The organism is Mycobacterium sp. Dal123C01 (assembly GCF_052566995.1).
Map to the genome: position 1 here is coordinate 3,455,918 of NZ_CP199580.1, position 17,875 is coordinate 3,473,792.

The window sequence follows — 17,875 nt, forward strand, 5'->3', positions numbered from 1 at the left end:
GTGCCGATTAGTCGTAACGTTACGACGTGGCCTCGCGGAATCCCTCGACGCGTCTCACCGCTGACGACTGGTTACAGGCCGGGTACGCCCTGCTCGCCGAGGAGGGGGCCCGCGCACTCAAGGTCGAGCGGCTCTGCCAGCAAGTCGGTGCCACCCGCGGGAGCTTCTACTGGCATTTCGAGGACATGGACAGCTACCGCGCCGCGCTTGTCGAATCGTGGAATGCGTTCCGGGATCAGGATAGGCAATCCTTGGCCGAGATCGACATGCTGCCGCCCCGGGAACGGCTGTCCGCCATGATGATTGCCTTAGTCGGGCCGCAACACTGGATCCTCGAACGTGCGATGCGGGAGTGGGCCCGCACCGACGAGGCTGCCGCCGCCAACATCCGCGACGCGGACCGACGCCTGCTTCGCTCCGTGGGAAAGGCCTACCGCGACTGCGGCTTCAGCCCCGACGACGCCAAACTGCGCGCGGAGCTGACCTTCGCGGCCGGAATCGGACTACTGCACCTCACCGGCTCGGCCAGCCAGGCGCAGAAGGCGGCCCAACACGAGCGCTTTCTGGACCTGATGCTGGCCGATCCGAAGTAGCGCACTCACACCATCGCGATCGGCGAAATCTTGGCTCCAATCGCCAACGCCCCGGCCAACTCCCGGCTCACGTCGTAGTCGAACACCACGTGGCCCGCGGCGATGTCCACATCGCGCTTGGCGCGTTGCAACGGGCTCGACAAGAAGTGTGCGCTGGCACCGGCGGCCTCCATCAGATCGGCGATGATCGCCCGGCACTCGTGCACGGTGTGCGCGGCCGCCAGCCGTGCGTTGGCCCGCACCGATCGCCGCACGCGTTCACCGCTGACGACGAGTTCGTCGATCCCCTCGGCGGTCTCGGCGATCAGCGCACGCAGCGCGCGCAGCCGCACCGTCGCATCGCCGAGCCTGATCTGCGCGGCGGGCTGATCCTTCTGCGCCACACCGCTATACGCCAGGACCCGGCCGCCGAGCCGCTCCGCGAAGAGCTCGGTCACCCGTTCGGCGGCGCCGAGCACCGGCATGGACGCCGTCAGCGCCAGGGCGGGCACCAGGGGCCACCGATACGTGGACACCCCATGGGCCGCCGCTCCCGGGGCGGTACCGCCATAGATGTCGGCCACGCTGGCGATGCGGTGTTCGGGGACGAAAACGTCGGTGACCAGGACATCGTGGGAGCCGGTTCCCCGCATGCCCGCGGTGTGCCACACGTCGTCGACCTCGACCCGGTCGGCCGGCACCACCACGAGCGCCGGAACGATGTCATCCGGTCGCTCGATCAGCGCGCCCACGATCACCCACTCGGCATCCATCGCGCCCGTCGCCCATGACCACCTGCCGGTCAGGCGCACGCCGCCGTCGGCCGCACTGCCATGTCCGGTCGGGGCCAGCGGAGCCGGCGCCAGCACCGGGCCCGAGGCGAAGACCTCCTCCTGAAGCCGCGGATCGAACAACGACAGCATCCAGTTGTGCAGCGCATAAAACCCCAACGTCCACGCACTCGACGCGCAGCCATGCGCCATCCGCCGAATCGGTTCCAGCACTTCGGGAAACGATGCTTGGATACCGCCGAACTGCGCGGGCAGCAACAGCCGGAACAGGTCCGTCTGTCTGAACTCGCTCACCGTTGCCGCGGGTAGCCGGCGCAGCCGCTCGGCCTCCTCGGCGCGCTGCGCTAACCGCGCGATGAATTCGTCGGTGATTCCGTGCAGCGGGCGGCTAGCAACCGCGGACATGCGGTCACCGTAACATACTATTTAGTATGGCAGCTTCCGTTACGAAAGGAGCTGGCACAGCGCAAAACAGGCAGCAAAAAGGCGGGCCGCAGCGAAGTGGGGTTCTTCGCCGCGGCCCGCCGATGTCGGTGCGGTTAGCTCGGCTTGATCAAGCCGAGCTGCTTAGTTGCCGAAGTTGCCGCCGCCAGGCGCGTGCGCGACTGTGGCGGGTCCGGCGGGTGTTGCGTTGATCTGGTTGGCGGCGAAGCTGGCGCCTTTGTCGATCCAGCTTGCGTCGTCGGCGTAGACGTTGTGGGCGGAGAAGTTCATGCCGTCCGAGCAGACCGGGTCGTCGGTGGCGCAGACCTTGATGGTCTTGGCTTGGTAGGTCGGTCCGATGACGACTTGCGGTTGGCCCAGGAAGTTCATCGCCCGCGTGTTGGGCGTGCCGAAGAGCACGACGGCGGCGACGTGGTCGGCGATCTCGGGGGCCAGTGGTTTGGGCACGGTGGCGGGGTCAACGCCATCGGGCACTGCTGCTGAGGTGACGAAGCCCATCACGGCTGCGCCTTGGGAGAAGCCGCTGAGCACCATCTTGGTTTTGGGGCAGCTGCCGGCCATCGAGATGACGTGGTTACTGGCGTCGCGGATGCCGTCGACGCCGGTTTCCCAGTCGTTGCTGGCGGGGTAGTTGACCGCATACACATCGACGGACTTTCCGGCCTCGCGCCCGCGCAGGTTGTCGATGAACGCTTGTCCGGTCGGGCCGACCCCCGGGTCCTCACCCGTGCCGCGGGCGAACACCACTTGAGCGTCCGGACATGGCTCGGCCGACGCCGTCGGGGAGACCAGGAGAGAAGTACCGAGGCCTAAGGCGGCTACTGCCGCCGGACCAACAAGACGAATGACGTGACCGGTGATCATGTCGCAATTAATGCCCATCGAAGCCCATCCCAAACTTATGAGTTCCTAGACCAGTTCACCACCATTGCCGAAGACCACAAAATCGACACGCAGACGATCAGAAGTGATCTTATTTGGCCTGTATCCCCGGTCAAATACCGAACGTTCGCTGGCCCTGTCCCGAAGTCGTGCCATAAGAATCAATCGGCTTGATGCCCAGGGTAGCAGGGTGATTGTTACCATCGCGCGGTGAGCGATCCGCCGGTGCCAGGTGCGTGCGGCCGGCCGAAATCTGTTTCTAGACGCGAAGTCTTGAAACGTGCCGCTGTCGTGCCGGTGCTTCTGGGCATGACAACGCTTGATGTCCCTCGCGCATCTGCCGGCGTCGCTGGAGCATCCGTCTTCCTCGACGCGGGTCACAACGCCGTCAACGACGCTTCGATAAACCAGCAAGTTCCGAATGGTCGGGGCGGCACGAAACCGTGCCAAACGTCGGGCGCCGCCACGAATAGCGGCTACCCGGAGCATGCGTTCAATTGGGCTGTCGTCGGACTCGTCAACGAGTCGCTGCGACAAATGGGCGTGAACACGGCGCTGTCTCGTGACAACGACAACTCTGTTGGACCCTGCATCGACCAGCGTGCTGCGCAAGCCAATGCGATGCACCCCGATGCGATCGTGAGCATCCACGCCGACGGTGGTCCTGCGTCCGGCAGTGGATTTCACGTCAACTACTCCAGCCCGCCGTTGAACGACGTCCAGGCTGTCCAGAGCGTGCAACTGGCGCACACGATGCGTGACGCCCTGGTCCAGGCGGGTTTTCACCCGTCCACCTACCTCGGGGCGGACGGCCTCTACGGCCGCGACGACCTCGCCGGGCTGAACCTGGCCCAGTACCCGGCGGTCCTCGTCGAGCTGGGCAACATGAGAAACGCGGACGACGCCGCGCGGATAGAAAGCGCGGACGGCCAGGCGAAGTACGCCGCGGCCGTCACGCGGGGGATCGTCGCGTTTCTGAATGCGAAAGCGCCGACCGGCTAGCGGGCCGCGGAGTTTTGGCCTGGGACAGCTTCTTTCGTGCGGCCGACTCGACTAGACCAGCTGCGCGACCGTGGCCATGACGATCAGCAGCAACGTTGCTACCCCGACGCTGAACACCTGGCGACGAGCAGTGATGCGCGCCGGGAGCGGTCGCTGCTGCAGTGTTTGTTGTCGCTTGAACGCGATCAGGTAGGTACACAACGCCGCGGCCAGAGCCAGGATCGCCGGGATCAGCGGCGTCAGCCCGTTCGCGCCGTGCACTTCTTTGATGGTCAACAGCACGCCGTTGGCCAGGAACGCGAACGACGTCCGGCTCCACGCCAGCGTGGTGCGTTCTGCCGACAACGTGCTCGACGACGGGTTGCGGGCCGCCGCCTGGGTCAACCCGAGACCGCCTTGAGAATGACCAACCCGAGCGCGATGAGCCCGACCAGGCCGAGGCCGACCGCGAGGTAGGCCGGTGAGGGGTGACGGGGCAACGGGTCGCCGCCGCGCATGGCGTGATCGGCTTGTTGCCAGCGCAGCAGGCCCATCCCACTGGTGAGGACGGCCAGCACCGCGAGCCCCACACCGAGCAGCCGGCGGGCGCCGGGCACCGTCATCTCGGGAACTAGCTGTTCCAGGGCGACCGCCGCCGCGAGCAGCCCCAGCGCGGTGCGCTGCCAGGCCAGGAAGGTCCGCTCGTTGGCCATGGTGAAGCGGTAGTCGGGTTCGGACTCCGCGCTGTCGGCCTGACCTGCGCCGGCGCGCGTGATGGTGTGATCGGCCACTGGATACCTCGCAAGGAGTATGCAAACAATAATTTAGATAGCCATGATTTTAACTCACCGCATGGCGCCGGCACGGCGCGGCCCGGAGCCTGACGGCATGATTGAGCCTGTGGTTAAGGCGTTGTTGTTCGACGTGCAGGGCACTGCGACCGATTTCCATTCGACCGTCTGCGGCGAGGCGCAACGAATCAGCGCCGGGCGTCACACGGGTATCGATTGGTCCGACCTGGTCCGGCGCTGGCGCGCCGGTTACTTCACGGCGCTGGAGGCTGCGCGAAGTCGCCACGACGGATGGGTGTCGGTGCACTCGGTGTATCGCGACGCACTGGAAACCGTCCTGCAGGAGTCGGGCATCACGGACTTTTCCGACGCCGAGCGCGAGGAGCTCACCCTGGCCTGGCAACGACTCGAGCCCTGGCCGGATGTGGCGCCCGGGCTGTCCTGGCTGAAGAGCGAGTTCACGTTGGCGACGCTGTCGAACGCCGACGTGTCCGCGGTCATCAATATCTCCAAGCGAGCGCGGTTGCCCTGGGATGCCATCTTTGCCGCGGAGATGGCCGGGGTGTTCAAGCCCGACCCGGCGATCTATCGGATGGCCGCGACCTACCTGGGCCTGGATCCCGGCGACATCATGATGGTGGCAAGCCACAAATACGACATCCGCGCGGCGGCCGGCCTCGGCTTTCGCACGGCCTTCGTCGCGCGCCCGCTGGAATTCGGGGCCGACGGCGACGCCGACGTCGCCTATTCCGACGAGTTCGACATCAACGCGTCCGACTTCCTCGACCTTGCCGATCAGCTGGGCGCGCGGTGGCCGTCGTAAAGCATCAGCGATGGGCGGACCCGGTCAGCGGTTGACCGTTGGCGGATTGCAGCAGGCAGATCAGGGTGCTCGGGGTCGGATCGGCTCCGGTGCGATCCTGGTTCGAGTCGATGAGATACGTGATCGAAAACGCGCTGCCGTCCAGGGGTTTGCCGGTGTAGGGAGCAAATCCGGCAGTGCAGTCCCGATTGGCGACGTTGGAGATGGCGGTGTCCACGGCCATCGGCGCGCGCAGATAGACCTCGGCCAAATGCGCTGTGGTGCAATCGATAACGGTGACCGTCACCCGGCTGAGATCGGCCGGCGGAAGGTCGGCGACGCAATCGCCGACTTGAAGGCTGATCCACTTCTCGGTGTGTGAGCCCAGTGGTGCGGCTTTGGCGATGGCGCCAGCGCCCAGCAGTGCGACGGCGGTCAGGCCGCAGACCGCATGAAGGCGTCGCATTCGCATGGCGGTCTTAGCCCGCTTCGCTGAACGCCGGCGGCGCGGTATTGGTCAGCGCCGGGTCCGGCTTTTCCGACGCCATCGACAGCAGCCCGCGCACACAGCGCGCGGCCAGCAACCAGTTCGACGGCTTCTTCATGTTCAGCCCGCCCAGCAGCTGCTTGATCATGGTCAGCGTGTCGAAGTAAATGCGTTCGGAGACAAGCGTTTCCGCGTCGTCGAAGACGAAGTAGGCGGTGATGCGGACCCGGAACCGGCTGCCGGTGGGCGGAACCTTGCCCAGATAGCCCCGATGTGTGCCCATCAACCAGAACTCGGCGATCACCGCGTCGGCGCTGTGCCGCAGCGCGATGATTTCGTGGTCCTGATCGGGGAACGCGGTGCGCGTGTAGTCGTAGTAGCCACGCACCGCGTCGTTTCCGTCGTGGATGACCATCTGCGGGATCAGCTCATAGTGGGGGTGCGGGAACGTCGACAACACGTCGTCCCAGTCTTGGCGGACCTCGTCATGGAAGTGGTCGAGCACGAGTTTCTGGCGCGCCGCCAGCACCTCGAGAGTGGGAAACGCGGGAATGGTCACGGTGTTCACGATAAGCCGCCGTTGCCACACGGCGGGTGGAGTCATCTCGGAATTCGATATCGCATGCGATATCGAGTTTGAAAGTGCAGCGTCCTTCCGGACAGCCACGACGGGAAGGGCTACCCGCCGCCGATGACTTCGGTAGCGGCCCGTTCACCGGAGCGGATCGCGCCGTCGATCCAGCCGCACATTTGCGGCGAGGTCTCGGTGCCGGCCCAGTGAATACGGCCGCACGGTTCACGCAGCGCATGGCCGAACTCGGTGAGCACCCCGGGCGGCGCGTGGCTGAGCATCCCGCCGCCGGAATACGGTTCGCGAGTCCAGTTCTGTTCGTGGTATTCGACGGGCTTGCCGGCCTTCGCGCCGAATCGCTCGACGAGGGCGTCGAGTACCGCTTGCCGGCGTTCACCCTCGTCGAGGCGCTCGTATTGCCGGGCGATGGGGCCCTCGATGATGACGCACAGGATGCCCGGCGTCCCGGTGTCGGTGCAGGCGTCGATGGTCACCGTCGCGATCGATCCCGGCGCCGCCGACTGGCCGCACAAACCGTCGGCCCGCCAGAACGGCTCGTCGTACACGATCGAAACTTTGACAATTGCGCCACTGGGCATCCGCTGGTGCAGGAATGATCGATCGGTGGGAAGCATTGGCTCGTAAATGATTTGGCTGGCTATCGCGATCGGGACCGCGACGATGGCGCGTCGCGCCCGGATGCTGTCAGTTTCGGACCGCACGGTTACCCCGTCGGCGTCCTGCGTGATGTAGCGGACCGGTTGCGAGAGCTGGATCGCATCGCCCAACTCGGCGGCCATCGGCTGGTAGATCGCACCCATGCCGCCGACGACGCGGGAGTCTTGCGAGGCGTCCTTGCCGCCGAGTACCCAGCTGGGACCGCCGGCGGATCCCATCTGAAAAAGCATGAACAGCATCGACACCTCGGAGGACGCCGACGTGTAGCAACCGGAGATCGCCGTGTCGAGGAGGGCGTGCGCCGCCTTGGAGGCGATGTTCTTTTCCAGCCACTGGGCCAGCGTCATGCGATCCCACTTCTGGGCATTCTTGGCTTCCCAGGGCGCGTCCAGGGGGATTGACTTGCACATCTGGCCCAGCTCGAGCATCGCCGCGCCCAGATTCAATGAGGCCCACGGGCTCATGGTCCAGGGGATCATGCCGCCGTAGCGATGCTGTTTGCCGTCGACGACCATCATGGCCTCGCCTTCGTGGTACTGCTTGAAGGTCTTGGCGCCGAACTCGTCCATCATCGCGTGGATCCGGTCCTGCGTCGGCCCGACCCAGGCGCCGCCCCTGTCGATCCACGACCCGTCGTCGCGGGGCACGGTGAAGGTCCGACCGCCGACCCGATCGCGTGCCTCCAGCAACGCCACCGAATGCCCGGCCTGCTTGAGTCGAAGCGCGGCAGTCAGACCCGCGAAGCCGGCACCCACCACGCACACGTCAACGTCAGTCATGCTGAGAATGCCTACCCGCAATCAACAGAGCAGTCAATCGAAAAGTTTGCTCAACCGCGGGTGTCAGGCCGGGGGAGTCCAAGCGACCGGCAGGCTCTTGATGCCGTGAATGAATTGCGACAGCAATCGCGCTGGTTTGCCGGTTACGCCAATGTCCGGGATTTCCCGGCGCAATTCGTCGAAGAGGACCCGGATCTCACGACGAGCCAGGTTGGCCCCCAAACAGAAATGCGCGCCTCCGCCGCCGAAGCCCAGGTGCGGGTTGGGGTTGCGTGCGACATCAAAAGCCCATGGATTGGCGAACTTTGACTCGTCGCGGTTGACCGAGTTGTAGAACATCGCGACCTTGTCGCCGGCGGCCATCTTGACGCCGCTCAACTCGAAGTCTCGGGTCAGGCTGCGGCGCATGTAGATCACCGGGGTGGCCCACCGCACGATCTCCTCGACCGCGGTGGGTGTCAGTTCCTCGAAGTTGGACCACCACTTCTTGCGTTGCTCGGGGAAGCGGGACAACGCCAGCACGCCGTGGCTGATCGCGTTGCGCGTGGTCTCGTTGCCGGCCACCACCAACAGGATGAAGAACGACGCGATCTCCTGGGAGGTAAGCCGGTCACCGTCGACCTCGGCTTCCACCAGAGCGGTGGTCAGATCGTCGTGATGATTGGACCGGCGGTCTTCGGCCAGCGCGGTGGCATAGGTGCCGATGTCCATAGACACATGCATGAACTCTTCGAAATCGGTGGTCAGATCGGGGTCACCAAACCCGAGAATCACGTTGGTCCAGTGGAAGACTCGCTGATGGTCCTCCTCGGGAATCCCCATCATGTCGCAGATGACCTGCAGCGGCAGCGGCCCGGCGAGCTCGGTGACGAGGTCGGCTTCGCCGTCGGGATGGTTGGCGGTCAGAGAGGCGACCAGCCGATGGGCCCGCTCCCGCACCGACGTCTCAATGCGGGCGACCACTTTCGGGGTGAAGGCCCTGCTGACGATCGCGCGCAGCCGCTGGTGTCGCGGGTCGTCGAGCACGATCATCGACCCGAAATACTCGGCCAAATCCGCTGTCTGGTCGTTGACGGTGATGCCGCCGGCGGAGCTGAAGATGTCGGGATGACGGCTGACGAAGTGGACGTCGTCGAGCTTGGTCAGCGCCCAATACCCGGTGCCCGATTCAAACCCCTCCATCTCGATCGGGGGCCAGAACGAAATCGGGGCTTCCCGGCGCAAGGTGGCGAAGGCGGCGTCGCGGATGTCGTCGTTCTGCACCCAGAAGTCGAGCGACTCGAGATGGATATCGGCAAGTGGGATCTCGGGCGGTGGCGTCCCATTCGGTCGCGTCGTAATGCCCGTCGTGAGGCTCACTTGGCCCTCCTTCGCCCTTGAAGAGGTGACACTGGCGTGCCTAGACCCGGATCAGTGCGTGCACGCGGTTCTGGCGGGCACGCCCGTCGTCGCCGTCGCGGCGCTCACCACGTTGCCGTCGACGAAAATCTTGCAGGTGAGGGGACCCGGCCCCTGCGCGCTGAGGGCGAACACCTGGCCCCCGAAGCCGGTGAACTCAATCGACCACGGCAGGGGCGCATTGACCTGGTGCAGCTGACCGGCCTCGGTCTGGTAGTAGATGAATTGGGCGACCGCGGGCCCATTGACCTCGTAGCGGACCTGAGGCATCTCGGGCAGGGCGTGGGCGATGCCGCAGGCATTTGCCAACCCGATACCGATAGCAAACAGGGCCGCGGGTCCGCTGAGATGCTTCGTCATGATTTGCATCGTGTCACTGCGAGCGTCCGTAGGGAAGCGGTTCGCACCTAGACGTTGGGCGCTAGGTGCACCGATTCCACGGTGTAGAGCTGCGGTTCGAAGCTCGTCGCGATCTCGGCGGCCACGCTCATGTGTTCACGCGCTCTCGGATCTTCGAACATCGCTTGGTACGCCTCGACGCTTTGCCACTGCGCGTAGTTGGCCACGCGGGTGCCATCGGTGCTGACGTGGATGTTGGCCGAGATGAAGCCGGGGACGAACCGCATCGTCTCTTCGGTGGCCCGGCCCAGCAGTTCAGCCAGTTCCGACGCGCGCTCGGGTGCCACGGTGAAGACATTGATCAGGGTGGCGATGGGGGCGTGCTCTTGGATCGTGGTCATGGTCGGACCTCTCGATTGTCAGGAACCTTACAATCCACCGTAACATGATGTAAGGTTCCTGTCATGAGTCAAGCGCCGATCGAGAGTGGCGCAGGCTATTTGGTGAAGCGGGTTCAGCAGGCGCTGCGACGCCAGTGCGACGCGGCGCTGAAAGCCACCGGGTTGTCGATGTCGCAGTACGCGCTGTTGCGTGCTCTGCACGATCATCCCGACGCGTCGGCCGCCGAACTCGCGAGGCTGTGCTTCGTCACTCGTCAGTCGCTGGGTGACGTTTTGAGCGGGCTGCGAACCGGGGACCTCGTTGCCCCGTCGGATGCGCAGGGGCGGGGTCGCGCCCGCGCACTGGTCCTGACCCCGCTTGGGCTGGCGCGCCTCAAGAGCAGCCACGCCGCCGTCGAGGACGTGGAAGCCGGGATGTTGCAGGGGATGTCAGCCGCGCAGCGCCGTGAGCTCGCCACCCTGTTATTGCGATGCGCGCAAAACCTGGAAGCGGTGCCGAACTACTGAGGGCTTAGTGTGAATCCCGGAGCGGGGGGCTGCTGATCGAGAAAGTGAGTTTCGAGAATGGGCAAGCCGGAACATGGCTCAAAGCGGGTAGTGGTTTATGGCACTGGCTTCGTCGGCAGGATGGTGATCCCCGAGATCGTCAAGCACCCGCTGTTTGAGTTGGTCGGCGTCGGCGTCAGCAACCCGAACAAGGTTGGCCGCGACGTCGGCGAGATCTGCGGCTTGCCCGAACCGGTGGGCGTTCTCGCCACCGACGACGTCGACGCGCTCATTGCTTTGAAGCCCGACGCGTTGGTGCACTACGGCCCGACGGCGATGCACGCCAAAGAGAACATCTCGCTGATCACCCGTTTTCTGCGGGCCGGGATCGATGTGTGCTCGACCGCGATGACGCCGTGGGTGTGGCCGACGATGCACCTGAACCCGCCGAACTGGATCGAGCCCATCACCGAAGCCTGCGAGCTGGGCGAGTCGTCCTGCTTCACCACCGGCATCGACCCCGGATTCGCCAACGACCTGTTCCCGATGACGCTGATGGGCCTGACCTCGGAGGTACGGAGCGTCCGGGCATCGGAGCTGCTCGACTACACCAACTACGAGGGCGACTACGAATTCGAGATGGGCATCGGCCGCGAGCCCGAATTCAAGCCGATGCTGGAAGACCGCGACGTGCTGATCTTCGCGTGGGGCGCCACCATCCCGATGATCGCGCACGCCGCGGGCATCATGCTCGACGAAATGACCACCACCTGGGACAAGTGGGTGACACCCACTGAGCGCAACTCCGCCAGAGGTGTCATCAAACCCGGTCACGTCGCCGCCGTCCGGTTCACCATCAATGGCGTCTACAAGGGCGAAACCCGCATCCAGCTCGAGCACGTCAACCGCATCGGGCTTGACGCCGCCCCCGATTGGCCGACGGGCCACGACAACGACGTCTACCGGGTGGACATCGAAGGGACGCCGAGCATCTTCCAGGAGACCGCGTTCCGGTTCACCGACGGCTCCGGCCGGGACGCGGCCGCGGCCGGGTGCCTGGCGACCGGGCTGCGGGCATTGAATGCCGTGCCGGCGGTCAACGACTTGCCGCCCGGCTGGGTCACGCCGCTGGATCTTCCGCTGATCGCCGGGGCCGGCAGCATACGGTGACCAGCGCGGACAATGTGGCCGATTCGTTACCCAGCTGGCGCATAGCCAGCGCAGAGATTGGCTATAGGTATAACCGACAAAATTGGGGCTAAGCGGGTGCGGGGGCATTCCGCTCGATAACGGGGATTGGACCATGTCAGACGGAGCTACGCCCGCGCTGGGGCTCGCGATTGGCGCGACCAACTTCGCCGCGGTCACCGCCGACCACGCCATCACCCGTAAGCCCGTCATGACGCTCTATCGCGACCGCGTGCCCGAGCTCGGGGTGCCGTCCGAGAACCCCCGGTTGGACCAGCCGGGCCTGGTGATCACCGACTTCGTGGACCGCGTCGGCGATCCGATCGGCATCGTGGCGGCCGACGGCTCCGTGCACCGCAGCGAGGTATTGGCCGCCGACGGGTTGCGGGCACTGGCCTACGCCGCCACCAACGGGGGCGCGCTGCCGGAAAACGTCGCGGTGACCCACCCCGCGCACTGGGGATCGAACGCGGTCGAGGCCCTGGGTTCCGCGCTGAGCCGGGTGCCCGAATGGTCACATCGCGCCCCGCCGCTGACCTTGATCCCGGATGCGGCCGCGACGCTGTTCGCGGTGCGGGCCAACCCCGGCATACCGGCGCGGGGGACCGTGGCGGTATGCGACTTCGGCGGCAGCGGCACCAGCATCACGCTGATGGACGCCGCGGGTGACTATCAGCCGCTCGCCGCGACCGTGCGGCACCTCGACTTCTCCGGTGACCTGATCGATCAGGCGCTGTTGACGACGGTTCTGGCCAACCTGCCCAGCGCCGATTCCTTTGATCCGTCCGGCACTTCGGCGATCGGACCGCTGAGCCGGCTGCGGACCGGATGCCGAAACGCCAAGGAGCAGCTCTCGTCGAGCACCGTTGCCACGCTCGCCGAGGAGTTGCCGGGGATACCCGGCGAAATCCGGATCACCAGGAACGAACTCGACGACGCGATCCGTGCGTCGCTGGCCAAATTCGTGGCGGTGCTGGATGAAACGTTGGCGCGCAACGGGATTCGTGATCTGGTCGCGGTGGTTTCGGTCGGCGGAGGCGCAAGCATCCCGGCGGTCACCACGATGCTGTCTGGACATCTGCGCGTTCCGGTCGTGACGACGCCGCGTCCGTACCTGGCCCCGGCCATCGGCGGGGCGTTGCGCGCGACGCGTGGGCCGGGGGAGACCAGCGCGACCCTGCTGACCCCGGCTGCGCTCGGAGCGGGGGCAGTGGCGGCGGCGGTAGCGCCGGTGGCGGTAGAGGAGCGAAAGTCGGTGCTGACCCAGGCGCCGCCCTCGGAGCCGGTGTCCAGCCTGATGCCGGCGCTGGCCTGGTCGGAGACCGACGACCATTCGCACGCGATGCCCATCGCTGCCGCGCAGGCCCCGAATCATGGCGGCGGGTCCGGCTATACGTCGGCGCGCCCCGCATTGAATTTCCAACAGCCCGCGCAGCCACGCCGGGAGAAAAAGGAACCGGTCATTCCCTGGTATCGGGTGCCGGGCCTGTTCATCATCGGCACGGCGGTCGCGGTGCTGCTGGTGGGCATCGCGTTGGCGATCGGCCTCTCCGACGACAAACCGGCGCCGGCCCCGGGCGTGAGCACGACTCCGGCTTCCGCACCGCCGGCCAATGGTGGAGCTCCGCAACCCGCACCGCCGAGCCAGGCGCCGATCACCGGCCAGGCCGCGACTCCGGCTCCGGCCGCGCCGCCGCAACCGGCTGACGCTCCTGCTCCTGCTCCTGCTCCCGCTCCCGCTCCTGCTCCCGCTCCCGTAGATGTGCCTCCGCCCGCGGCCGTGGATACGCCGGTCCCCGAGGCGCCCCCGCCGCCCCCGGTGGAGGCTCCGGCCCCGCCGCCGGTGCCCCAAATACCAGCTCCGGCACCTCGCGGCCCGGGAATTCCACCGATTCCGGGCATTCCGCCCATCCCGCGTATCCCTGGATTCAGCTTGCCAATTCCCGGTTTTGGTGGCCCGTAAGGGCTAATCGGCGCCGGGTCCCTTAGTGCCGGGTCCGCGCTTTTCGCCCTTGTTTTCCTCGGCCGCGAGTTCCCGGAGTTTGTCGTTCAGAGCCATGTCTTTCTTGACTTGCTCCTGCTTGTCTTCGTCGTCGCGGTCGGAGTCTTCGCTGTTCTTCGGACTGCCGTCGTCGTCCAGCCACGCACCGATCGCCGTGCCCGAAACAGCCCCGCCGGAACCGGGGAGCACCAATGTGGGCTTGTCCTCGTAGGCCGTCATCATTTCGGCGGCTTTTTCTTTGGCGCCGTCGTCCGGCTCTGGCTTCTCGGTGAGTTGCTGATCGCCGTCTGCGCGATCGTTGTCGTCTTCTCGACCAGCTGTCTCGTCTTTCTGACCAGCTGTTTTGTCGTCCTGCACGCTCATTTAGCTACCCCCTGTTGAGTTGCAGCTTCGACTGCAGCTTGCTGACGGTTACCCCCTGCCGCGCTGTGTCGAAACTCTCGTTACCGCAATCTTTTATGCCTGACCAGCGGTCACAAGGAGGGTGAGACGGGAAAAGCTGTGTGCCAGTTGCTAGTTGGGCCCCGGATAGCCGGTACCGGCGAGCTTTTCGGAAATCTCCCACAGCCGCCGGCAGTCATCGTCGTTGCGAGCACGCTTGGGCGTGCTGGCTACTTTGACACCGCCGCCGGCGAGCTCCATGAATCCGCGTGGTCCATAGAATTCGCCGCCGTCGGCCTGTGGCGTCGCGGCCGCATAGAGAGCGGGCAGGATCCCTTCGTTGATGTCCTGCCACAGGAACGGCGTGAAACGCCACGACGCCTTGTACAACCGCTCCATCAGCGCCGGCTTTTCGCGCCCGTAGGAAGGTCCGCTGACCTGCAGGTTGGTCTTGGTCAGGCCGGGGTGCGCCGCATTGGCGACGATGCCCCAGCCACCGGCGCGGCTGCGCTTGTCCAACTCGCGAGCGAACATCAACACCGCCAGCTTCGACTGGCCGTAGGCCGCCATCGGCGCGTAGGACTTCTCGAACTGAAGGTCGTCGAAGTGGATCTTGCCGCTTTGGCTGGCCGCGAGGCTGCTCAAGGAGACGACGCGGGAACGCTGCGCGGCGCGTAGCAGCGGCAGCAGATGCGCCGTCAGCGCGAAGTGCCCGAGATGGTTACTGCCGAACTGCAATTCGAAGCCGTCGGCGGTGGTGTCGCGTTCCGGCGGCGTCATGACTCCGGCGTTGTTGATCAGGATGTCGATCGGGCGGCCCTCGGCGTTGAGCTGTTCACCCAGCGCGGCGACGGAGTCCAGCGACGACAGGTCGAGGGACTTGATGGTCAGCTTCGCGTCGGGCACGCCGCTGCGGATCTCGTCGATCGCCGCCTCGCCCTTGGCCCGATTGCGGATCGCCATGACCACATCGGCGCCGGCCGCCGAGAGCCGCTTGGCCAGACCGAAACCCAGACCGCTGTTGGCTCCGGTGACGATCGCCAGCTTGCCGGACAGGTCTGGCACGGTGGCAACGAGATCGTTGGCCATGCGTATCACTCCTTCTTAGGTATGAGTTCCGTCCTAGTGTGCTCTTTGTGTCGCCGTCAGCGAACCCCCTCGGCAGATTGCGTCGCTGGCACGGAGGTGGCTCGCAGTGACACACTGCGTGGATGAGCAGCAGACGGCGTGCGAAGATTTCGCTGACTGCTGCCGTCGTGATGATGATCGTGTCGGTCGGCGGTTTCATCTTCGCGTTGGTGCTCAACACCTTTTTCCTGGACAAGTACAACGCGTACGGCGAGGTGCCGATCCCGGGGTCGGGCAGCCTGTACTTGCCCGCCGGTGAAGTCACCGTCAGCTTGCACACCGTCGTGATCAGCGGTCCCGACGGCGGCGGTCTGCCAGTGCCGCCGCTTGGGGTCACGATCACCCCGCCCGACGGACTGGCGCAGCCGACGATGAGCGAAAACATCGGCAGCACAACAACAGTCAACAATGACGCGCACGTGCGGGTGTGGGTGGCTCAGATCCCCACCGCGGGAACGTACAACATCACCACAGACGGACAGGTCAACGGATTCATCGCGCCTCGACTGGCCTTCGGTCACTCGAGTTCCCATGGCTATCTGGTGTGGTTGTTCGTGGCGATGTTCGTTGTGGGCCTGGTCGATTCGATCGTCTCGGGGTGGTGGCTGGCCCGCACCCGGCGCAAGGCGGGGGCCGCGGTGGTGCAGGCGGCTCAGGCACTAGCGCCCACGGTGGTGCCGGTCGTGCCGGTGCCGTCGCCCTATACGCCGCCTGTCAGCGCGCACGAACCCACCGACGAGGGCGTCCGGCTCGAGCGGCTCAAAACGCTGGCGGCGCTGCGGGATTCCGGAGCGTTGACCGAGCAGGAGTTTCAGACCGAGAAGCAGCGGATCCTCGAAGGGCACTGAGCGCGGGTCAGTGACCCCGCGCGTCAGTGGCCCCGCGCCACGAGCAGCTACCCGCGAGCCTAACGTGGCTGCGAATTTGGCCGCCGAATTTCGCAGTGGGGTTAGATACGCGAGCGGGCGACGCGAGCGGGCGACGCGAGCGGGCGACGCGAGCGGGCGACGCTCGGCCGCCAGCTGAGGGCGGGTCAGTGACCCCGCGCCACCCACTCTTCGTAATGCACAATCTCGTCGCCGATGGTGGTGGTGTCTCCGTGGCCGGTGTACACGATCGTGTCCCCGGGTAGCACACCCAGTCGCTCCGAGATGGAGTTCAGGATCGTCGGGAAGTCGGAGTACGAGCGTCCCGTCGCGCCGGGGCCACCGGAGAACAGCGTGTCGCCGCTGAACACCACTCCCAATTCGGGGGCGTACCAGCACACGGATCCAGGGGAGTGGCCCGGGGTGTGCAGTGCCTGCAGGGTGGTGCCCCCGACGCTCAGCGTGTCCCCGTCGGAGTAGGGACGAAAGTCCTTGTCCGGATGCGTCATTCGCCACAACACCTCGTCGCCCGGGTGCAGCAGCACCGGTGCGTCCAGTGCCTTGCCCAGCTCGGGAGCGACGGTGACGTGATCGTTGTGGCCGTGGGTGCAGACCACGGCCACCACATTGCGACCGTCGACGGCCTCGATGATCGGCTCGGCGGTGTGGGCGGCGTCGAAGACCACGACATTGGAGTTATCGCCGATAAGCCAGATGTTGTTGTCGACTTCCCAACTGCCACCGTCGAGTTCGAAGGTTCCGTGGGTGACGACTTTGTCGATGCCGGTCACTTCAACACCACCACCGAGCGCAGCACCTTACCGGCATGCATCTTCTCGAACGCCTCCTCGATGTCGTCCAGCCCGATGCGTTCCGAGACGAACAGCTCCAGCGGAAGCCGGCCCTGCAGATAGAGATCGATCAGGGTGGGGAAGTCGCGTTCGGGCAGGCAGTCGCCGTACCACGACGACTTCAGCGACCCGCCGCGGGAGAAGAAGTCGACCAGCGGCATGTCCAGGCGCATATCGGGTGTCGGCACACCCACCAGCACCACGGTGCCGGCGAGATCGCGGGCGTAGAAGGCCTGCTTCCAGGTTTCGGGGCGACCGACCGCATCGATCACCACGTCGACGCCGCAGCCGCCGGTGAGGTCCTGGATGGTCTCGACGACATCGAACTCGCGGGCGTTGAGGGTGTGGGTGGCCCCGAACTTGCGGGCCCAGTCCAGTTTGGCGTTGTCGGTGTCGACGGCGATGATCTGCTTCGCGCCGACCAGCGCGGCCCCCGCGATCGCGGCATCCCCGACGCCGCCGCAGCCGATCACCGCGACGGTGTCGTTACGGTCCACGGCGCCGGTATTGATCGCGGCGCCGATCCCGGCCATCACGCCGCAGCCCAGCAATCCGGCGACCGCGGGGTCGGCCTCGGGGTTGACCTTGGTGCATTGGCCGGCGGCCACCAGCGTCTTGTCGGCGAAGGCCCCAATGCCCAGCGCGGGCGTGAGCTCGGTGCCGTCGGTCAGGGTCATTTTCTGGGTGGCATTGAACGTGTCGAAGCAGTAGCTCGGCTTGCCGCGTTTGCATGCCCGGCACTGGCCGCAGACCGCGCGCCAGTTGAGGATGACGAAGTCGCCCGGCTCGACCGCGGTGACGCCCGGCCCGACCGCTTCGACCGTGCCGGCGGCCTCGTGACCGAGCAGGAACGGATACTCGTCGTTGATGCCGCCATCGCGGTAAGTCAGGTCGGTATGGCATACCCCGCAGGCGATGACATCGACGAGGGCCTCTCCGGGGCCGGGATCCGGGACGACGATGTCCACCAGTTCGACCGGTTGGCCCTTCTTGCGTGAAATCACTCCGCGCACTGTCTGACTCATGGGTTCCAACCTACTGTTCGCCGCCATACATC

At 65.8% G+C, this 17,875-nt stretch carries 21 protein-coding genes; 7 read left to right on the top strand and 14 right to left on the bottom strand.

Annotated features, from left to right (window positions below; translation table 11 throughout):
- Positions 1 to 26 precede the first annotated feature (26 nt).
- Positions 27 to 593, top strand: coding sequence for a TetR/AcrR family transcriptional regulator (locus tag ACTXG5_RS16285; RefSeq protein WP_445159791.1), 567 nt, complete (start codon positions 27 to 29; stop codon positions 591 to 593).
- 5 nt (positions 594 to 598) lie between these two features.
- Here the strand turns inward: ACTXG5_RS16285 and ACTXG5_RS16290 are convergent, their stop codons facing one another.
- On the bottom strand, positions 599 to 1,768 hold the full coding sequence (locus ACTXG5_RS16290) for an acyl-CoA dehydrogenase (RefSeq protein WP_445159792.1): 1,170 nt from the start codon (positions 1,766 to 1,768) through the stop codon (positions 599 to 601).
- A gap of 162 nt (positions 1,769 to 1,930) precedes the next feature.
- Positions 1,931 to 2,689 carry a cutinase family protein gene (locus ACTXG5_RS16295; RefSeq protein ID WP_445159793.1) on the bottom strand — a complete coding sequence of 253 codons (759 nt, stop codon included), beginning with the start codon at positions 2,687 to 2,689 and terminating at the stop codon, positions 1,931 to 1,933.
- A gap of 309 nt (positions 2,690 to 2,998) precedes the next feature.
- Here ACTXG5_RS16295 and ACTXG5_RS16300 point away from each other — a divergent pair, with 309 nt between their 5' ends.
- Positions 2,999 to 3,691: an Rv3717 family N-acetylmuramoyl-L-alanine amidase gene (locus tag ACTXG5_RS16300; protein WP_445164450.1), complete on the top strand. Its 693-nt coding sequence runs from the start codon at positions 2,999 to 3,001 to the stop codon at positions 3,689 to 3,691.
- 51 nt (positions 3,692 to 3,742) lie between these two features.
- On the opposite strand, the gene ACTXG5_RS16305 is transcribed toward ACTXG5_RS16300, so the two are convergent.
- Both ACTXG5_RS16305 and ACTXG5_RS16310 read right to left on the bottom strand, forming a co-directional pair.
- Positions 3,743 to 4,075, bottom strand: coding sequence for a DUF202 domain-containing protein (locus ACTXG5_RS16305; protein ID WP_445159794.1), 333 nt, complete (start codon positions 4,073 to 4,075; stop codon positions 3,743 to 3,745).
- Positions 4,072 to 4,383: a YidH family protein gene (locus ACTXG5_RS16310; RefSeq protein WP_445164451.1), complete on the bottom strand. Its 312-nt coding sequence runs from the start codon at positions 4,381 to 4,383 to the stop codon at positions 4,072 to 4,074. The genes ACTXG5_RS16305 and ACTXG5_RS16310 overlap by 4 nt, the downstream gene beginning before the upstream one ends.
- A gap of 175 nt (positions 4,384 to 4,558) precedes the next feature.
- Between ACTXG5_RS16310 and ACTXG5_RS16315 the strand changes: the two genes are divergently transcribed.
- Positions 4,559 to 5,284: a haloacid dehalogenase type II gene (locus ACTXG5_RS16315; protein ID WP_445159795.1), complete on the top strand. Its 726-nt coding sequence runs from the start codon at positions 4,559 to 4,561 to the stop codon at positions 5,282 to 5,284.
- Positions 5,285 to 5,288: 4 nt separating this feature from the next.
- Here the strand turns inward: ACTXG5_RS16315 and ACTXG5_RS16320 are convergent, their stop codons facing one another.
- The 6 genes from ACTXG5_RS16320 to ACTXG5_RS16345 form a co-directional block, all read right to left on the bottom strand.
- Positions 5,289 to 5,735 (bottom strand): hypothetical protein, encoded by a 447-nt coding sequence (locus ACTXG5_RS16320; RefSeq protein ID WP_445159796.1) that lies wholly within the window; start codon positions 5,733 to 5,735, stop codon positions 5,289 to 5,291.
- Positions 5,736 to 5,742: 7 nt separating this feature from the next.
- A complete protein-coding gene (locus ACTXG5_RS16325) occupies positions 5,743 to 6,309 on the bottom strand; it encodes an ester cyclase (RefSeq protein ID WP_445159797.1) in 567 nt (188 codons plus the stop codon).
- A 119-nt stretch (positions 6,310 to 6,428) separates the two neighbouring features.
- The gene (locus ACTXG5_RS16330; protein ID WP_445159798.1) at positions 6,429 to 7,778 is read right to left on the bottom strand and encodes a flavin monoamine oxidase family protein; all 1,350 of its coding nucleotides are present in this window, start codon (positions 7,776 to 7,778) and stop codon (positions 6,429 to 6,431) included.
- A 63-nt stretch (positions 7,779 to 7,841) separates the two neighbouring features.
- Positions 7,842 to 9,137: a cytochrome P450 gene (locus ACTXG5_RS16335; RefSeq protein ID WP_445159799.1), complete on the bottom strand. Its 1,296-nt coding sequence runs from the start codon at positions 9,135 to 9,137 to the stop codon at positions 7,842 to 7,844.
- Between the two features lie 51 nt (positions 9,138 to 9,188).
- On the bottom strand, positions 9,189 to 9,536 hold the full coding sequence (locus ACTXG5_RS16340) for an MmpS family transport accessory protein (RefSeq protein WP_445159800.1): 348 nt from the start codon (positions 9,534 to 9,536) through the stop codon (positions 9,189 to 9,191).
- A 47-nt stretch (positions 9,537 to 9,583) separates the two neighbouring features.
- Positions 9,584 to 9,916: an antibiotic biosynthesis monooxygenase family protein gene (locus ACTXG5_RS16345; RefSeq protein ID WP_445159801.1), complete on the bottom strand. Its 333-nt coding sequence runs from the start codon at positions 9,914 to 9,916 to the stop codon at positions 9,584 to 9,586.
- A 63-nt stretch (positions 9,917 to 9,979) separates the two neighbouring features.
- Between ACTXG5_RS16345 and ACTXG5_RS16350 the strand changes: the two genes are divergently transcribed.
- The 3 genes from ACTXG5_RS16350 (at position 9,980) to ACTXG5_RS16360 (ending at position 13,553) form a co-directional block, all read left to right on the top strand.
- Entirely contained in the window at positions 9,980 to 10,423 is a 444-nt protein-coding gene (locus ACTXG5_RS16350) for a MarR family winged helix-turn-helix transcriptional regulator (protein WP_445159802.1), read from the top strand.
- A 57-nt stretch (positions 10,424 to 10,480) separates the two neighbouring features.
- Positions 10,481 to 11,572, top strand: a complete 1,092-nt coding sequence (locus tag ACTXG5_RS16355; RefSeq protein ID WP_445159803.1) for an NAD(P)H-dependent amine dehydrogenase family protein — start codon at positions 10,481 to 10,483, stop codon at positions 11,570 to 11,572.
- Positions 11,573 to 11,705: 133 nt separating this feature from the next.
- On the top strand, positions 11,706 to 13,553 hold the full coding sequence (locus ACTXG5_RS16360) for an Hsp70 family protein (RefSeq protein ID WP_445159804.1): 1,848 nt from the start codon (positions 11,706 to 11,708) through the stop codon (positions 13,551 to 13,553).
- Between the two features lie 3 nt (positions 13,554 to 13,556).
- Here the strand turns inward: ACTXG5_RS16360 and ACTXG5_RS16365 are convergent, their stop codons facing one another.
- Positions 13,557 to 13,955: a hypothetical protein gene (locus ACTXG5_RS16365; RefSeq protein ID WP_445159805.1), complete on the bottom strand. Its 399-nt coding sequence runs from the start codon at positions 13,953 to 13,955 to the stop codon at positions 13,557 to 13,559.
- A gap of 150 nt (positions 13,956 to 14,105) precedes the next feature.
- Entirely contained in the window at positions 14,106 to 15,062 is a 957-nt protein-coding gene (locus ACTXG5_RS16370; RefSeq protein WP_445159806.1) for an SDR family oxidoreductase, read from the bottom strand.
- 122 nt (positions 15,063 to 15,184) lie between these two features.
- Here ACTXG5_RS16370 and ACTXG5_RS16375 point away from each other — a divergent pair, with 122 nt between their 5' ends.
- Positions 15,185 to 15,949 carry an SHOCT domain-containing protein gene (locus tag ACTXG5_RS16375; protein WP_445159807.1) on the top strand — a complete coding sequence of 255 codons (765 nt, stop codon included), beginning with the start codon at positions 15,185 to 15,187 and terminating at the stop codon, positions 15,947 to 15,949.
- Positions 15,950 to 16,134: 185 nt separating this feature from the next.
- On the opposite strand, the gene ACTXG5_RS16380 is transcribed toward ACTXG5_RS16375, so the two are convergent.
- Entirely contained in the window at positions 16,135 to 16,758 is a 624-nt protein-coding gene (locus ACTXG5_RS16380) for an MBL fold metallo-hydrolase (RefSeq protein WP_445159808.1), read from the bottom strand.
- On the bottom strand, positions 16,755 to 17,843 hold the full coding sequence (locus tag ACTXG5_RS16385; protein WP_445159809.1) for an S-(hydroxymethyl)mycothiol dehydrogenase: 1,089 nt from the start codon (positions 17,841 to 17,843) through the stop codon (positions 16,755 to 16,757). Before ACTXG5_RS16385 ends, ACTXG5_RS16380 begins: the two co-directional genes overlap by 4 nt.
- Between the last annotated feature and the right edge of the window lie 32 nt (positions 17,844 to 17,875).